We start from the raw sequence: 15,946 nt of genomic DNA on the forward strand, positions 1-15,946 counted from the left end.
CGGGGGTAAGGTCCCATGAAACAGACAACGTTGAACGCGCTAGCCGAACCTAACCGATTACAGATGGTCGAACTGTTACGAGAAGGTCCTTTAACCGTCAATCAGATTGCCGAACGTCTTCAAATCCGGCAACCTCAGACTTCCAAACATTTAAAAATATTGCATGAAGCTGGACTGGTAGAAGTCCAAGCGGAAGCTAATCGACGATTTTATAAACTACGCCCTGAACCGCTTCAAGAATTGGAAGAATGGTTGGACTCGTTCCGCAGAATTTGGGAAAAGCGCTTAGATCAACTTGAGGATTATTTGGAAAAATTACAAAAGAAAAGGTAGCTGCCGCTACCCTTCTTCTTAGGAGGAATTCAAATGACCGAGCAAAGCAAACAAGGCTTACTTCTGTCACGTGTTTTCAATGCCCCCAGGGAACTGGTTTTTAAAGTTTGGACCGACCCTGAACACTTCGGCAAATGGTGGGGTCCTCAAGGGTTTTCCTTAGACGTTATCAAAATGGATGTACGTCCCGGAGGCATGTTTCTAGGCTGTCAGAAGTCTCCGGACGGCAGTCAAGCCATGTGGGGTAAATTTGTATATCAGGAAGTTATCGAACCTGAGAAGCTGGTATTCATTCAATCATTCTCAGATGAGGAAGGGAACACGATACGTGCACCTTTTAACGCAAACTGGCCGCTTGAAATTATGAATATCATCACATTTGAAGAAATCGACGGAAAAACTACGCTTACCATGCAGGGAGGCCCCGTAAACGCGACTGCGGAAGAACTGGCAGCGTTCGATGAAATGGCTCCAATGGTGAAACAAGGATTTGGCGGTACTTTTGATCAACTCGCTGAATACCTTGAAAGCCAGCAATAATTACATCGATTATGGAAGCTCAACCGAGCGGAGGCGAACCTGTTGGTTCGCCTATTTTTAATTCTTCAGAATGCAGCATCATCACGCTCGAAAACCCCCCTTAAAAAAATTTAAGGAGGGTTTTTCCATGAAGGTTCGAGAAATTACAGCTTTTGGGCGACCGCTTGTTCCGCTGCCTGTACATCGTCTTTATTCTCAGGCAACTCGCCGTCTTTCCAGATGACTTGTTCGCCGTAATCTTTTCCCCAATCGTACATCAATTTCAAAATCGGCATCAAACTCTCCCCGTAGGGAGTAAGCGAATATTCCACCCGAGGGGGAACCTCAGGGTAAACCACGCGGTGGACCAGCTGGTCTTCCTCCAATTCACGAAGCTGATTGGTCAGCATTTTTTGCGTGATGTGGGGAATCATTCGGTTCAGTTCACCGAAGCGTTTCACGCCCTCCAAACCGAGATGCCAGAGGATGATCAGCTTCCATTTGCCGCCGATGACCGCCAGGGTTAACTCCTTATGGCAGTTTATTTCCTTCAGATTAATTCGCTGCTTGACCTCGTTTGCCATAATGCATCACCCCTTCTTCCCTATAGTATACAACGGTTGCGGGGATATCATCAAAGCGGCAAACTTATCATCATTACCGTTTTTTCTTATTCCAAATTGGCATGCAGGCTAAACATTTGGTCTGAGCGAAGCTTGCTTTTTTCCATCAATCTCAGGATAACCGCATCGAGCACGATCAGCATGCTTTGCTCAAATAATGAAGCCATCGGTTGAACGGTGACGAGGATATCCTGATTCTGCTCCTTCGTTGTTCCCGGAAGCTGGACCATCGCATCCGAAAGCATGCCGATACTCGATTCCGGTCTCACGGTTACGACTGCAACCGCGGACCCGATCCCTTTGGCTTTCCGAGCCATGGATACCAATCCTTGCGTTTCGCCGGAGCCTGAACCGATAAGAAGCAGGTCATTCGCTCCGATAGCCGGTGTTACCGTATCGCCGACGATATGAACCTTAAATCCCATCTGCATTAACCGCATGCCGAAAGCCCGGATCATCAGTCCGGATCTGCCTCCCCCTGCCAAGAAGACGGCATCGGATTGCACGATCCGTTCAATCAATTCCTCGATCTGGCCAGCATCCACCTGCTGAACGGATTCCGATAACTCCTTGGCAATGACGGATGCATATTGAAAGATGTTATGACTCATGGCGACTTATGCCTGCTTCACAAGCTCGTTCATTTGAGCCGCTGTGGCCTTCTTGTCGGTTTGGCTTGTAATTCCGCCGCCGACGATGACGAGATCGGGATTTGCCTGAATCACCTCAGGGAGCGTCTCCATTTTGATTCCGCCCGCAACGGCAGTTTTGGCTTGTTTCACGACACGTTTGATCGCTGCCAATTCCTCGAATGAGTTTTTGCCTTCCGCCTGGTGGTCGTAGCCGGAATGAACGCAGATGTAATCCACGCCGAAAGCATCGATCTCCCGCGCCCTGCCTTCAATGTCTTTTACATTGATCATATCCACCATCACTTGCTTGCCTTGCTTGAGGGCTTCCGCTACCGCGCCTTTGATCGTGGAATCGTCGGATACGCCAAGCACCGTAATGATATCCGCACCGGCTTCGGATGCCTTCATCACTTCATAGCCGCCGGCATCCATAATTTTAAGGTCGGCCAGCACGCGCAGATGCGGGAACGCCTCTTTAATCGCTTTGACGGCATGAAGCCCTTCGTTAATGACAACCGGCGTGCCGATCTCCACGATATCGATAAACTCCGCTACCTCCGCCACGACTTCTTTTGCTTCCGGAATATTCACCAAATCCAATGCCAATTGAAGTTCCATATTGTCAATCTCTCCTTATGAGTGTATTGGTTAATAACTACACGATCATTGTAGAGTAGACAGTTTACTTTACGGAAGTACGTACTTATAAGTGAGATACTTACGTGGAAGTAAGTAATACGGAGGGACAAGGGTTCTCGGGCTTTCGCTTATTTGCGAAACTTTCGTCTCGATGCTGGTAAAAAACAATTAAGCCTGTTTGTTCACTTTAGTCCAGTCTTCGGCTGTGATTTAATATAGTTGTCAGGCCGGACAAAATGATCGGAAAGGAGGCTGAACGAATTGATTCAGAATATGGAGGTGGCATCCGCGTAAGCGGGTGTCGCGTTTAAGGGAGCCCCGTGCTGGGCTCCCTTTCATTTGAAATCCACAGAATCGGAGGTAACATGATGTCCTATCCACGTCAACCTGCCGTTATCGTTGTCACCGGCGTCATGGCATCAGGTAAGTCGACCGTAGCCCAGCTGCTGGCCGAGAAGTTTGATCGCGGAGTCCATTTGCGGGGAGACTCGTTCCGGAAAATGATGGTCAGGGGCAGGGAAGAAATGCTTCCGGATGCTTCCGACGAAGCGAAGCGGCAGCTTGCCTTGCGCTACAGATTATCCGCCTCCGCTGCCAAAGCTTATGCCGAGGCCGGTTTTCATGTCGTACTGCAGGACGTCATTCTCGGCCCGGCGCTGCAAGAAATAACCGATATGTTAACAGGCGTTCCCGTGTTCGTTGTTGTGCTGAATCCTTCCGAGGATACCATCCGTGCCCGGGAACAGAATCGAGGCAAAAAAGGCTACGGAGTCTGGAGCATTCATGAGCTGAACCGGCGGTTAACCGACGAAACGCCTAGAATCGGCCTCTGGCTGGATACTTCCGATTTAACACCTCAAGAAACCGCCCAAGAGATTTGGAAGCGGATTTGGGATGAGGGGAAGATCCATTAACCTATACCCTGCATCTTCACGACCGGACTTCCTGGTAAAAAACAATTAAGCTTGTTTATTCACTTCAGTCCTGCCGCCGGCCGTGGTTTAATATAGATGTCCGGCTGGACCAAATGATCGGAAAGGAGGCTGAACGAATTGATTCAGAATATGGAGGTGGCATCTGCGTAAGCGGATGCCGCGTTAAGGGGAGCCCCTACAGGGCTCCCCTTCATTTCATTTATTCATAGATTACGGCTTTGATTTCGTCGCTATCGATATTGTTTTTGTCGTACCAGTAGAATCCCGTATCGATCTGCGGTTCGACCTTCTCCCCTTTGATGGCTGCCACGGCGGCTTTTACCGTCTCATATCCGATGCCGACCGGATTTTGCGTGATGGCTCCCGCCATCGTTCCGTTCTTGATCGCGTCGATCTGCGCTTTTCCGGAATCGAATCCGACCACGATGATTTGGCCTTCCTTCTTCATCTCCGTCACCGCATTGATGACGCCGACGGCGGAGCCTTCATTGGCGCCGAATATCCCTTTTAAATCCGGATGCGCCTGCATCATCGCTTTGGCCAGGTCTGTCGACTTCAGGTGATCCCCGCCGCCATATTGAATGTCCACGATCTCGATATTCGGATACTTCTCTTCGATCTGCTTCTTGAAGCCGTCGCGGCGGCTGACCCCGGTTACGCTGGTCTGGTCATGGACCACCATGGCGATTTTGCCTTCATTCCCGATGAGCTCCGCCATTTTGTCCGCCGCGAGCGCGGATGCAGCCATATTGTCCGTTGAAGCCGTCGTTACCGGAATGTCGCTTTCCACGCCCGAATCGAAGGCGATGACCGGGATGTTGTTTTCCTGGGCTTTTTTCAGATAAGGTATGGAGGCCTGGCTATCCAATGCGGCAAAGCCGATCGCGCTTGGTTTCTTATCGAGCGCAGCCTGCAGCATTTCGATCTGCTTATCCACCTGGGATTCCGTTTCCGGACCTTCAAAGGTAATCCGCACGCCAAGCTCTTCCCCTGCTTGCTCGGCACCGGCTTTCACCGCCTGCCAGAACTGGTGCTGAAAGCCCTTGGAAATGATCGGGATGTAGATCTCTCCTTCGGCTTGAGAACTGGCTCCTGATCCGGATCCGCCCTCGCCTGGACTGTCGGTACCTCCGGCAGCGTTATTGCCCGATGAACCGCAAGCCGCCAGCATGCTTGCAGTCAGCAAAAGAATCAGCGTTAATACGGAAAGCTTTTTCATAATGCAATCTCCCCTTGTTTGGACATTTTGGTACAGCTATAGATCTTCCGTTATGGAAGCTTCTATCGAGATCAAGCCAACCTACGGCTAACCTAGCTCCGGCAGCAGGCACTTATAAGGGCTTACGCTTTGCGTCTGCGCAAAATATCCGCATACACCGCGAGTATAATAACGAACCCTACAACAACGGTTTGCCATTCCTGCGGCACGGACAGAATGCGCAATCCGTTCGTCAGCACGCTCATGATCAACGCCCCGATCACCGTTCCGATAATGGTACCCTTGCCTCCGCTGAGCGAAGTTCCACCGATCACGACCGCCGCGATGGCTTCCAGCTCATACCCGGCACCCAGCGCCGGATTGGCCGAGTTCAGCCTCGATGCCATCATGACGCCCGCCAAACCGGTAAATGCGCCGGTTAAGGTGTAGATCACGATTTTCCAGAAGCCCACGTTGACGCCGGACAATCGGGTCGCTTCTTCGTTGCTGCCCAGCGCAAAGTTATAACGGCCGATGATTGTCTTCGATAAGATGAGATAGCCCAGGATCGCCGCAATGAAGAAAATGACGACCGCATTGGGAATATCGAGGCCCGGTACCAGCCAGCCCAGCACGCTGCCCTGGGACACCTCGGCAAAGCTTTCGGCATCGTTGAAATAGACCGGTTTGGCCCCGGAGATGATGAGCGCGAGACCTTTGGCAATCATCATCATCGCCAGCGTTGCGATAAAAGGCGGAATCTTCATTTTCGCCACCGCCGTCCCGGACAGAAGCCCGCACAGGGCGCCGGTCATGATGCCGCCAAGAATGCCGACGGGGACCGGCAATCCCCAGAAGGTGATGCATACCCCGGTCATAACGCCGCTCAGCGTCATGACCGTCCCGACGGATAGATCGATGCCGCCGGTAATAATGACAAAGGTGGATCCCAAAGCCAGCACGCCGATTACCGCTGTGGAAAGAAGAATGCCCACGATGTTGGAGAACTGAAAGAAATTGCTGGACGAGAACGTAAAGAATAGGACGAGAACGACCAAGCTGGCAAGAGCCAGCACTTGCTGGAGCGCGCCCGATTTGATTTGAATGTTCATCTGCTTGTTCCTCCTGACGTGAATAGATGACGGCGACGGCGTCTTACATCCTCGCTGTAGCCAGATGCATTATGCTTTCTTGGGTCGCCTCTTCATGATCCAGCTCGCCCGTAATCCGGCCTTCGCACATGACGAGGATCCGGTGGCTCATCCGAAGAATTTCCGGCAGCTCCGACGAGATCATGATGATCGACTTGCCCTGTGCTGCAAGATCGTTCAGCAATCGGTAGATTTCGCTCTTGGCCCCAACGTCGATTCCTCGCGTCGGCTCGTCGAAGATCAGGATGTCGCAATCCCTCGTCAGCCATTTGCCAATGACCACCTTCTGCTGATTGCCCCCGGAGAGGAACTTGACCTCCTGGTCGACATGCGGCGTTTTGACCTTCAATCGCGACACCATATCCTCCGCCTGCTCGCGAATCCTCGCCGTATTCATCCAGCCGCCTGGACGGAGGAAGCTGCCGTATGAGGCGATAGCCACATTGCTCTTCACGTCGAGATCGACGACGCATCCATAGCGCTTGCGATCCTCGGATAGATAGCCGATCCCTTGCCGCACCGCATCGTGCGGGCCCTTGATCGTTACCTTGCGGCCGTGCGCGCGGATCTCGCCGGATTGGATGCGGTCGGCGCCGAAGATGGCCCGGGCAAGCTCGGTCCGTCCCGCGCCGACGAGGCCGGCAATGCCAAGAATTTCTCCCTTTTTCAGAGTCAGGTTAATGTCCTTCAAGTTTCTGCCTTGATTCAGTCCTATAACCTCCAATACCGTCTCGCGCTCACCAGCCGTCCTCTCCGGCTTCGAGGTCTCGTATATCTGCCGACCAACCATCTTCGAGATAATGTCCTGGGTCGTGACTTCAGCCGTGGATACCGTATCGATGTACTGCCCGTCGCGCATCACTGTAATGCGATCCGTGATTCGTTTGATCTCATCCATTCGGTGGGAAATGTAAACGATTCCAACTCCGCTCTCGCGAAGCTGCCGTATGATGCGGAACAAATCCTCAATCTCCGTTTCGCTCAAAGCCGCTGTCGGCTCATCCATGACCAGCACATCGGCGTTGTAGGATAATGCCTTGGCGATCTCCACCATCTGCTGCTTGGCAACCGTTAATTCCGAAACCTTGATGGAGGGGTCCATGTCGAGGCCCATCCGTTCGAACAGTTCCTTCACCTGCCGGTGAAGCGCCCGGTCGTCCAGAAACAATCGGAGCTTTCGCCGCGGCTCCCGCCCGATGAAGATATTCTGGGCGACTGTCAGGTCAGGGGCCAGATTCAGCTCCTGATGAATCATGCTGATTCCCGCGTCCTGAGCCGCTTTCGGGTTCGATAACTCAACGGGCTGCCCTTTGAATTCGATCGTTCCTGCATCCTTCTGATAAACGCCGGTCAGGATTTTCATCAGGGTTGACTTGCCCGCACCGTTTTCACCCATAAGGGCATGGACTTCACCGGCCCGCAGGTCGAACCGGCAGTTATTTAATGCAAGCACACCCGGAAATTCCTTCATGATTCCTTCCATCTGTATCAGCCATTCGCTCAACGTCCCTCACCTCTCTAGCTGGCACCTTTTATGAATCATTGTACAAACCGCTACCCCGCGAAGGAATGGAATATTCTCTGATCGATGTTGAATAATCTATGATCCGCCGCAGAAACCCAAAAGAGAAGAAGCTACTCCTCCACAAAGGGAAAGAGCAGCTTCTGGTTCTCCTCGGTATACATATTGTCCTTATTGATGATAACGGAATCGGTGTATATATGCCGGGGCATCCTGTCGCCCTCGATAACGGATACGGCAGTTTTGATGCCCAAATAACCGATGTTGAAGGGCTTCTGAACGATCGTGGATTGCAAGACTCCCTCTTCGAGCAGCTTGACTTCCTTCACCGAGCTGTCGAATCCGACCAGCTTGACTTTGCCCACCAGCCCCAGTTCCCGAATCGCTCTGCCGGCCCCCACCGTAGAAGGCTCATTCAGTCCGACGATTCCATTCAGGTCAGGCCTCTCAAGCAGGAGCTTTTTCGTGATTTCGTACGCCCTCTCCTCCTTGCCTTCGCTGTAGTAGGTGCCTACGATTTCCGTGCCGCCGCGCTGCTCCAGAATACTTCGAACCCCTTGCTCCCTCTCGATCTGCGTCGAGGTGCCCTGTACGAAACTGATGATAGCAACCTTGGCATGTTCCGGCAGGCGTGACGAAAGCTCCTTGCCGGCCTTCTGTCCCGCATTCACATTGTCGGTCGCGATCAAGCTCAGCGCGTAATCACCATTCACGGCGGAATCAATCATAATGAGCGGGATGCCGGCCTTACGAATCGACTCTGCTACGGGAACCAGGCGATTATAATCACCGGCGGCCAAAACGATCGCATCCGGCTTCTGCTTGACGGCTTCCTCCAACAATTGAATCTGCAAGTCAACCTCGATTTCCTGAGACGGTCCTACCACCGAGACGTCAACGCCGAATTCCCGGGAAGCCGTGTTCACCCCTTCAATCAGTACCCGCCAGAATTCATTCTCGTCCAGCGCCTTTACGCCGACGATGATCTTCTCGGCTCCGGGTTCTTCCTTGGACCACTGATTAACGGCATAACCCAGAAGAAGCAACGGAATCAGCAGCAGTACCATATAACGCATTCGCAGGTACGACTTCAAGGCACATCCCCCTCCACACGCTGCCACTCATCTGCATGAACGGCCGGAATGACCAGCGTTACGCTTGTACCCGATCCGGGCACGCTCGCATAGCTAAGACCATATTCCGTTCCAAAATATAACTGTATCCGCTGATGAACATTCGCAATGCCAACGCTGTTTCTCGATCGTGTGCCTTCTTTGGACGTGAGCAGCGTCTCCACCTTGGACTGATCCATCCCGATGCCGTCGTCCTTAACTTGAAATTCGATGCGGGTATCTCGACGCACCCCCGTAATCGTGATCGTCCCCGGCCCTTCCTTGTTTTTGATGCCATGATAAATGGCATTCTCCACCAGCGGCTGCAGCAGCACCTTCAGCGTCAGATACGGGTAAAGCCCGCGATCGATATCCAGGGCAAACGTGATTTTGTCCTGATAACGCATCTGTTGTATTTTCAAATAATTCGTTATATGCTCCACCTCGGTCGCAATCGGTATCAATTCCTTCCCCTTGCTGAGCGAAGCCCGAAACAGCCTGGCTAAAGCCGATGTCATCAAAATCACCTCGTCATGCTTCTTGCTCTCGGCCATCCATATGATGGAATCCAGCGTATTGTAGAGAAAATGGGGGTTGATTTGGGCTTGCAGGGCATTCAGCTCGCTTTTTCTCTTAATCTCCTGCTCTACCACGATTTGATACATCAATTCCTTAATCTTCAGCACCATCACGTTGAAGCTGCGGGCCAGTCCGGAGATTTCCCTGGAATGCCCCACCGGGACCCGGATGTCGAAATCCCCCTTCTCCACCTCCATCATCTTCTCTTGCAGCTTCTTGATGGGACGCGTCAGATTGCGCGAGAGGACGACGGAGAACAGCACGCCGACGACGAGGCATAACAATCCCGCTATAGCAAAAGACAGCTGCATCTGCTTCTTATTGTCCACCAGCTCATTCTCGTAAAAAACGCCCACGATTTTCCAGCCGAAATCCGTGTTCTTAATGCTGTAAATCCGGCTCGCACCGCCCTCCTTCACGACAAAACTTCCATGTTTGTCCTGCAGCACCTGGTCCAATCTCTCCGTTTTCAGATTGCTGTAAAGCAGCTGCTGCTGGGGGTGATAAACAATCCGGCCTTCGCGGTCGATAACGAACACATACCCCCGGTTCCCCAGATCGAGCTTGCTGAGCATATCGTTAATCACTTTGAAGTTAAGATCGATTAGCAGGATGCCAAGCCCTTGGGTCGAATCCATGCCGCTGAGCTCGCGGCTCAGCGATACAACCCAGCGGTACTCTCCCTTAATGACGGGCTGTACATGCGAGGAAGAGATCACCGTCTGTCCTTGGTTTTCCTTCGCCTGCCGATACCAGGGCTGATCGGATATTTCAATATAAGGATTTAACTCCGCGTTGGACCGATCGGATATGAAGGTTCCGCCCGCTCCGAAGATGTTGATCGAAGCAATGTCTTTGCGCGAAATGCGAATCGAGTGAAAATAATCCGATATCTTCGCCTTCAATACCGCCAGCTGCGCAGGCTCCAGCTCGTCGGCCGAGGCCAGGTATTCTCTTACGTTCGGATTGTTCATCGCGGCCAGCGAAATGTCCTTCATGCCTGTAATGTAGGTTTGGATATTCGCATTGACTTGATTGATCAGCTCGGAGGTATAACTTTCCGCCGTTTCGCGAACAGCCGATTCGGACAGCCGATAGGAGATGAAGATAAGCAGCAGGGCCGTGAACAGCACGAGCATCACGAAGGAACTGGCAATGCGGGACTGAATGCTTTTGATTCGCTGCGGAGCCTTCATGGCTGTACCTCGCCAGTTGCCATTTTGTTCCGGTACTCCGTCGGGGTATCTCCGGTATGTTTCTTAAACAGCACGCTAAAATATTGAGGATCCTGATAGCCGGTTTTCGCCGCAATTTCATAGGTTTTTAACAAGGAATGCTTCAGAAGTTCCTTCGCTTTCTCCATGCGGACTTCCGTAACGTATTCGACGAAGGTCTTCCCGGTATGCGACTTGAACAAGGCGCTGAAATAACTCGTGCTCATGAAGATCCGGCTGCACACGGTCTTAATCGATAACTCCTCATCCTCATAATGCCGCTGGATGAAATCGACCGCCTCCAGCATCTGGGAGCGTGTAATATCCTTTCTGGTCTTGGCTACGTCCCTTAACGCCTGCTCGCATACCTCGTTTAACCAGCGCTCGATCTCATCCAAGGACCGAAAAGAATACAGATCGGACAGCAGCCTCTTCTCCTTGCCGATCAGCTCGTTCCCATTGCTGCCGATTTCCATCAAGGTTTGAAGCACGGCAAGCATGACCCGAAGGACCCGCACGTAACAGAGCTCGATTGAAATTGAAGCGCTTCCAATTTCGTTGATCAGCCGCCGGATGCACGCCTTCACCTCTGAGCCTGTGCCCGCCCGGATTGCCGAAACCAGCGCCGTCTCCGTTTCGATCCCATCCAGGAGAGGACCGCTCCCGCGTTTTTCAAGATCGGTGATATGGACCACCTGATCGCGGCCGATCAGAAGCCGGTACTCCAGGGCGGCCTCCGAGGCCTTGCAGGAATATCGTATGTCCTGCAGCTCGCGACAGATCGTTCCGATGCCAACCGTGACCGTGAATTTCATGAACTGCTTGATGGAGCGGCGAATGTCCTCCGCCAGTTCCTGGGCCCGGGCGTGCAGATCTTTCTCGTCGGAGCCCGACAGAATGGTCATGACCTTATTCTCTTTGTACCGAAACACGGCCGCACCAGGCTCACCCGCCAGGATCTCCTGCATGATGTTGTATAAGGCAAAAGCATGCAGTTCATTATCGGCGTGCTGTTCATCCGAGCGTAGCTCATCCATATCCGCTGCCATGGCGATATACAGCGGCCCGCGCAGCGGAATATCGAAATAATCCAGCCGGCTCTCCATTTCGGACCGCTTCATCGGCGATGACGCCAATCGTTCCAGAAAACGTTCCCTAAGCAGAACCAAGCTCTCGTTCAACTGCTTCTTGAGTCTCTTCAAGTGCTCGGTATGACCGCGCTCCTCATCCATTTCCAGCTTGAGCTTGTCGAGCATGTCCCTTAATTCCGCCGCCGTAACCGGTTTCAAAATAAAATCCGTCACCTGCAGCTTCACCGCCTGCTGGGCGTATTCGAAATCGTCGAACCCGGTCAGGATGATGATCTTCGTCTTAGGAAAACGTTCCGTAATATGACGGGACAATTCCAAGCCATCCATGTACGGCATGTTGATGTCCGTTAACACGACATCGGGCTGATGGCGGGTTACGGCCTCCAACGCATCTCTGCCGTTCTCGCAATCCCCGATGCATTCATAGCCATGCTCCGACCACGGAATCCGGTTTCGGATCCCTTCCCTTACGATCGGTTCGTCGTCCACAATAAGAATCGTATACAATCAAAGCCTCCCCCGTTCAAAAGCAAATCCATTCGCTTTGGTTTATCGTGTTACGAGGTGAATAATACAGGAAAAGCCCTTCGGCAGGCAACTGCCAAAGGGCTCCAGACTTCATGTTTTATTTCCTGGCTTTCATCCACGTCATGAAATTGTTCACCACGATATCGATGAAACCGATCGTCGGTTCATGGATCAGCTTGCCGGACTCATCCATCTTCTCGTGCACGGCGCCGATATAAACTTCATTATTGGGAAGCAGCGGTGAGGTAATGCCAACGGAGAAGAGAATGTCCCGAAGATGCTCTTGGGCGCGAACCGTTCCGAGCTGCCCCATCGACGCCCCCATGATCCAGGAAGGCTTCCCGTTCATGACCTTATCGACGCGCGATAACCAATCCAGCGCATTCTTGAGCACGCCCGGTATGGAATAATTATATTCCGGCGTGATCCACAATACGGCATCGGAAGCGGCAATCCGCTCCTTGAATTCCTTGACGGCCGCTGGAGGGTCCAACTCCGTGTCTTGATCGTAGAACGGAAGATCGCGAAGATCCACGATATCAAAGGCGATCTGATCCGAATAGCGCTGCTTCAAATATTCCGCCAGCTTCCGATTGTACGACTCTTTTCTAATGCTTCCTACAACGATTGCAACGTTCATGATATCCTCCAGTTCTATGCCTTTCCAGCATACATGATTCAGTTATTGGGTAACTTATTTTAGCCTATCACCATATTTTACCATTGTCAAAATAGCCATGTTCTACTTCATCAGGGACAGCAGCTTACATACTTCACGTTCCAGGTCTCCCCTTCTTTCAACAGGCACATGCCGCAGCAGCGCCATGGCGGCGTAAGGTACCTTGATGGCATGCGGATCTTCATACAGCCGGCTCCAATAGGCCGATTCCGTGATGGAAGCCTTGGCAGGCGCATCGATCCCCTGAGCCATAAGCGCTTGAGGTCTGAGACGGTTAAGTTTCGTTTGGAGCCGGTGATTGCCTTGGCCCAGCTTGCCCAACTGGGCATAACCGAGCCGTTCCAGCTCAATCAGCGCGTGTGCGTGGGTAATCCCATGCTCAAGCTCACCGGCAAAAAAATAATATTGGCCATCCACATGCTGATCCGGCAGCACGTGATCCAGCTCGGAAAGTGCGCGGCATGCCAAATCGGACGCATCCCGGTAAGGCGGTATTTCCGAGAGTGAGATTTCCGATAGATCCAGCTGCGTATAATCGTCAATGCCGTAATACCTTGCAAGCTTATGTTCACTCGCTGCATCGTCCATGAGCTTAAGCAAACCTCTCACGATGGACGGAGTCAGTAAGTCCGGACGGTCCCGCAGTGCTTTCAGTCCGAGCACGCCCAGGGTCACGCCGTGGCCCGAGGTGCTCAGGCTTGTCAGGTTGGGCAGAAGCCCTTCCAGCAATTGATCCATCAACTCAGGCTGAGCGGGCTCGGATGGATACGGTTCAAACCAATCTTCATGCTGAGCGCGCAGATGACGGCAATTGGCAGCCAATCCATGAAGCACATCTTGAGGCAGATCTTGCTCCTTCTGCATGTAATACGCTGCCAAATACGCTCCGCCGACATGCCCTTCAAACCAACCGACTTCGCCGCCGCGGCTCAAAGCCGTGAGACCGTCTATCAAATATTGGTCGTCAATGACCGGGTTCATCTCCTCCCCTTCGGCGGCACTCGGCAGATTCAGCTTGGCTGCAATGTCCTTGGGAAAGCTGGTTATCTTCAACCTGATGCTGTAGCCGTACATTCTAAAACGCAGTCCCTCATCGTTATCCGATTGGATCATCCGCCGATCCAGGGCCGAGCGAACCCGGTCTATAAACCGCTCGTCGGTGACGCCATACGTTAATTCCAGCGTCGGTGCCAGCGCGTACATCGAGATCGGGATCCATTTGCGCCTCGTGGATACCACAACGGCATGGGCCGTTCCGCCGATGACAAAAGCAAATTGTTCCGATTCCTTGGCGATGGTGAATCCGAGCGTCCGCTGCATCCACAGTCGGGCAGCTACCGGATCCTCGACAGGCAGTCCCACTTCCCGCAAATAGAGGACGCCATATTTACCGCTCGGGGTCAGGACCCCTTCCTTTAAATCCGGATGGGCGATAAACTCCAGCAAATTTCCATCCCCATCCCTGAAGTATACGTTCACGCCGGAATCGAAGGGTTCGACCACCTTGCCGTCCGGCCATTTCAACAACGGCACCTGTTCCGCGAGGCTCCTGACGGTGGAATCAAATTGGGAGAAAGCCACTTCAAACGCGATATGGGCAGGGGCTATGGGTTCGAACACCTCTTCAAATACAAGCGTGAAATCGGGTGTAGGCTGAAATGCAATTTCGGCCTCGCTTTCTCTGACGACCGGGAATTGAAGCAATCCGTGATAGAATTGCTTCACTCCCTCGATGGAGACGGTCCTTAAAGTTAATCCGGCGAAATGGGTGATCATGAGATTTCAGCCTCCACTTTATTGCTGATCTTCTTAACCAGCTCCATAAAGATGGAAAGCGCCTCTTTCGCCCGATAATCCAGCACGATCGTACCCTCAGCCGCTTCCGATTCGTAAATGGCCCGTTGAGATCCGCCAATGGAAATCCATTCCGGACTATTAATACCATGCAAATTGCGTATGGTGGCCTGCATTTGCTGCAGTGAACTTACGCCGACCGCCCCGCCTGCCGAGCTTACCGATAAGACGGGTTTACCCGAGAAATGCATTTGCCCCAAATGATCCAGAGCATTCTTCAACACTCCGCTCATCCCGCCGTGATACTCCGGGGTAGTCAAAATGACGCCGTCCGCCTCCATTAATAACCGCTGCAGCTCACGCACGCCCTCATGCCGGTTGAATATTTCGTCCGGGGAATAGAACGGGAGCGGCGTTTCATACAAATTAAACAGCTTCACTTCGACGAACAACCGGTTCATTTGCGCTTCCAAGGCTTTGGCCAAAATGGTGCTTGTCGCTTCTTTGCGATTGCTGCCTGCGATAATTACGATCTTCATGGTAATGCCTCCCTTATTCGTATTCGAATGTTTTGTTAAATACATTGTAGAGGAGGCACGTCATGAAATCGTCAACATATCGAGTGATTTTACGAGCAAAAGCTCTCATGCCTTCGGCTGAGAGCTTCTACGACTATAGTCTTAGAAATGATCATTATGTACGGTTATATTGCATAAGCAGCAAATCCCTAATCCTATACGATTCCATGCTTAAGCGCATAGATGGCAGCCTGTGTCCGGTCGGCAACCCCAAGCTTATCCAGCAGGTGGCTGACATGGGTTTTGACCGTCTTCTCGGTAATATAAAGCGCTTCGCTGATTTCCCTGTTATTCATCCCAGAGGCAATCAGCTGCAATACTTCCTGCTCTCGGCGGGTAAGCTTATCCAGCTGCGCAGCTTCCTGATGGCTGGATCCATTGGCCTCATCCTCTCCCGCCGGGGAAGTAACATGCGTCATGAGCAGGCCGGCTGCATCCGGATGCAATTCGACCTGTCCTTGGAACACGCGTCGGATCCCGGCTACCAATTCCTCCGGCTCGATATCCTTCAGGAGATAGCCGCGAGCACCCGCTCGAATCGCAGGCAGAACATGATCGTAATCAACAAACGAGGTCAGTACGATCACTTTGATATGAGGCAGTTCTTTTTTCAAACGTGCCGTGGTATCGATGCCATTCAATACAGGCATATTCAAATCCATCAACACGACATCAGGCAGCAAAAGTTTGGCCTGTTCCAGCGTCTCTTCGCCATTCGCGGCTTCTCCCACCATTTCGATATCCGGCTGCGTCGCCAGAAAAACCTGGAGGCCCCGCCGTACCATGGCGTGATCGTCAGCTATTAACAATCGGATCATC

General features: G+C 52.2%; 16 protein-coding genes. 3 read left to right on the plus strand and 13 right to left on the minus strand.

Translation table 11 applies throughout. The features are described from left to right. Positions 1-15 precede the first annotated feature (15 nt). Entirely contained in the window at positions 16-333 is a 318-nt protein-coding gene (locus MHI43_RS19680) for a metalloregulator ArsR/SmtB family transcription factor (protein WP_036661282.1), read from the plus strand. A gap of 33 nt (positions 334-366) precedes the next feature. Next, positions 367-873 carry an SRPBCC domain-containing protein gene (locus tag MHI43_RS19685; RefSeq protein ID WP_015736079.1) on the plus strand — a complete coding sequence of 169 codons (507 nt, stop codon included), beginning with the start codon at positions 367-369 and terminating at the stop codon, positions 871-873. Between the two features lie 143 nt (positions 874-1,016). Here the strand turns inward: MHI43_RS19685 and MHI43_RS19690 are convergent, their stop codons facing one another. From MHI43_RS19690 to hxlA, 3 genes are all read right to left on the minus strand, one after another. Next, a complete protein-coding gene (locus MHI43_RS19690) occupies positions 1,017-1,436 on the minus strand; it encodes a helix-turn-helix domain-containing protein (RefSeq protein ID WP_015736080.1) in 420 nt (139 codons plus the stop codon). 86 nt (positions 1,437-1,522) lie between these two features. Then, positions 1,523-2,086, minus strand: a complete 564-nt coding sequence (gene hxlB, locus MHI43_RS19695; RefSeq protein ID WP_036661286.1) for a 6-phospho-3-hexuloisomerase — start codon at positions 2,084-2,086, stop codon at positions 1,523-1,525. 6 nt (positions 2,087-2,092) lie between these two features. After that, positions 2,093-2,725 (minus strand): 3-hexulose-6-phosphate synthase, encoded by a 633-nt coding sequence (gene hxlA, locus MHI43_RS19700; RefSeq protein ID WP_015736082.1) that lies wholly within the window; start codon positions 2,723-2,725, stop codon positions 2,093-2,095. Between the two features lie 389 nt (positions 2,726-3,114). Here hxlA and MHI43_RS19705 point away from each other — a divergent pair, with 389 nt between their 5' ends. After that, positions 3,115-3,660: an AAA family ATPase gene (locus MHI43_RS19705; protein ID WP_036661289.1), complete on the plus strand. Its 546-nt coding sequence runs from the start codon at positions 3,115-3,117 to the stop codon at positions 3,658-3,660. A gap of 220 nt (positions 3,661-3,880) precedes the next feature. On the opposite strand, the gene MHI43_RS19710 is transcribed toward MHI43_RS19705, so the two are convergent. The 10 genes from MHI43_RS19710 to MHI43_RS19755 all read right to left on the minus strand — a co-directional run bounded on the left by MHI43_RS19710 (position 3,881) and on the right by MHI43_RS19755 (position 15,945). Continuing rightward, positions 3,881-4,900, minus strand: coding sequence for an ABC transporter substrate-binding protein (locus MHI43_RS19710; protein WP_036661290.1), 1,020 nt, complete (start codon positions 4,898-4,900; stop codon positions 3,881-3,883). 122 nt (positions 4,901-5,022) lie between these two features. Beyond that, positions 5,023-5,991 (minus strand): ABC transporter permease, encoded by a 969-nt coding sequence (locus tag MHI43_RS19715; protein WP_036661297.1) that lies wholly within the window; start codon positions 5,989-5,991, stop codon positions 5,023-5,025. A gap of 43 nt (positions 5,992-6,034) precedes the next feature. Beyond that, a complete protein-coding gene (locus MHI43_RS19720) occupies positions 6,035-7,534 on the minus strand; it encodes a sugar ABC transporter ATP-binding protein (RefSeq protein WP_036661300.1) in 1,500 nt (499 codons plus the stop codon). Positions 7,535-7,665: 131 nt separating this feature from the next. Next, entirely contained in the window at positions 7,666-8,646 is a 981-nt protein-coding gene (locus tag MHI43_RS19725; protein ID WP_036661302.1) for a substrate-binding domain-containing protein, read from the minus strand. After that, positions 8,643-10,439 (minus strand): sensor histidine kinase, encoded by a 1,797-nt coding sequence (locus MHI43_RS19730; RefSeq protein WP_036661304.1) that lies wholly within the window; start codon positions 10,437-10,439, stop codon positions 8,643-8,645. The genes MHI43_RS19725 and MHI43_RS19730 overlap by 4 nt, the downstream gene beginning before the upstream one ends. After that, positions 10,436-12,055: a response regulator gene (locus tag MHI43_RS19735; protein WP_036661312.1), complete on the minus strand. Its 1,620-nt coding sequence runs from the start codon at positions 12,053-12,055 to the stop codon at positions 10,436-10,438. The genes MHI43_RS19730 and MHI43_RS19735 overlap by 4 nt, the downstream gene beginning before the upstream one ends. A gap of 118 nt (positions 12,056-12,173) precedes the next feature. Next, positions 12,174-12,716: an NAD(P)H-dependent oxidoreductase gene (locus MHI43_RS19740; RefSeq protein ID WP_015736090.1), complete on the minus strand. Its 543-nt coding sequence runs from the start codon at positions 12,714-12,716 to the stop codon at positions 12,174-12,176. Positions 12,717-12,818: 102 nt separating this feature from the next. After that, entirely contained in the window at positions 12,819-14,531 is a 1,713-nt protein-coding gene (locus tag MHI43_RS19745; protein WP_036661314.1) for a VOC family protein, read from the minus strand. After that, on the minus strand, positions 14,528-15,088 hold the full coding sequence (locus tag MHI43_RS19750; RefSeq protein ID WP_015736092.1) for an NADPH-dependent FMN reductase: 561 nt from the start codon (positions 15,086-15,088) through the stop codon (positions 14,528-14,530). The genes MHI43_RS19745 and MHI43_RS19750 overlap by 4 nt, the downstream gene beginning before the upstream one ends. A gap of 194 nt (positions 15,089-15,282) precedes the next feature. After that, the gene (locus tag MHI43_RS19755) at positions 15,283-15,945 is read right to left on the minus strand and encodes a response regulator transcription factor (RefSeq protein ID WP_015736093.1); all 663 of its coding nucleotides are present in this window, start codon (positions 15,943-15,945) and stop codon (positions 15,283-15,285) included. Position 15,946: the final 1 nt, after the last annotated feature.

This window comes from Paenibacillus sp. FSL H8-0457, from assembly GCF_038051935.1.
GTDB lineage: Bacteria > Bacillota > Bacilli > Paenibacillales > Paenibacillaceae > Paenibacillus_AQ > Paenibacillus_AQ lautus_A.

What these genes read in the sequence shown, in the direction of transcription:
- MHI43_RS19680 (WP_036661282.1), top strand. Translation starts at nt 16, where the DNA reads ATGAAACAGACAACGTTGAACGCGCTAGCCGAACCTAACCGATTACAG.
- MHI43_RS19685 (WP_015736079.1), top strand. Translation starts at nt 367, where the DNA reads ATGACCGAGCAAAGCAAACAAGGCTTACTTCTGTCACGTGTTTTCAAT.
- MHI43_RS19690 (WP_015736080.1), bottom strand. Translation starts at nt 1,436, where the DNA reads ATGGCAAACGAGGTCAAGCAGCGAATTAATCTGAAGGAAATAAACTGC.
- hxlB (WP_036661286.1), bottom strand. Translation starts at nt 2,086, where the DNA reads ATGAGTCATAACATCTTTCAATATGCATCCGTCATTGCCAAGGAGTTA.
- hxlA (WP_015736082.1), bottom strand. Translation starts at nt 2,725, where the DNA reads ATGGAACTTCAATTGGCATTGGATTTGGTGAATATTCCGGAAGCAAAA.
- MHI43_RS19705 (WP_036661289.1), top strand. Translation starts at nt 3,115, where the DNA reads ATGTCCTATCCACGTCAACCTGCCGTTATCGTTGTCACCGGCGTCATG.
- MHI43_RS19710 (WP_036661290.1), bottom strand. Translation starts at nt 4,900, where the DNA reads ATGAAAAAGCTTTCCGTATTAACGCTGATTCTTTTGCTGACTGCAAGC.
- MHI43_RS19715 (WP_036661297.1), bottom strand. Translation starts at nt 5,991, where the DNA reads ATGAACATTCAAATCAAATCGGGCGCGCTCCAGCAAGTGCTGGCTCTT.
- MHI43_RS19730 (WP_036661304.1), bottom strand. Translation starts at nt 10,439, where the DNA reads ATGAAGGCTCCGCAGCGAATCAAAAGCATTCAGTCCCGCATTGCCAGT.
- MHI43_RS19740 (WP_015736090.1), bottom strand. Translation starts at nt 12,716, where the DNA reads ATGAACGTTGCAATCGTTGTAGGAAGCATTAGAAAAGAGTCGTACAAT.
- MHI43_RS19745 (WP_036661314.1), bottom strand. Translation starts at nt 14,531, where the DNA reads ATGATCACCCATTTCGCCGGATTAACTTTAAGGACCGTCTCCATCGAG.
- MHI43_RS19750 (WP_015736092.1), bottom strand. Translation starts at nt 15,088, where the DNA reads ATGAAGATCGTAATTATCGCAGGCAGCAATCGCAAAGAAGCGACAAGC.
- MHI43_RS19755 (WP_015736093.1), bottom strand. Translation starts at nt 15,945, where the DNA reads ATGATCCGATTGTTAATAGCTGACGATCACGCCATGGTACGGCGGGGC.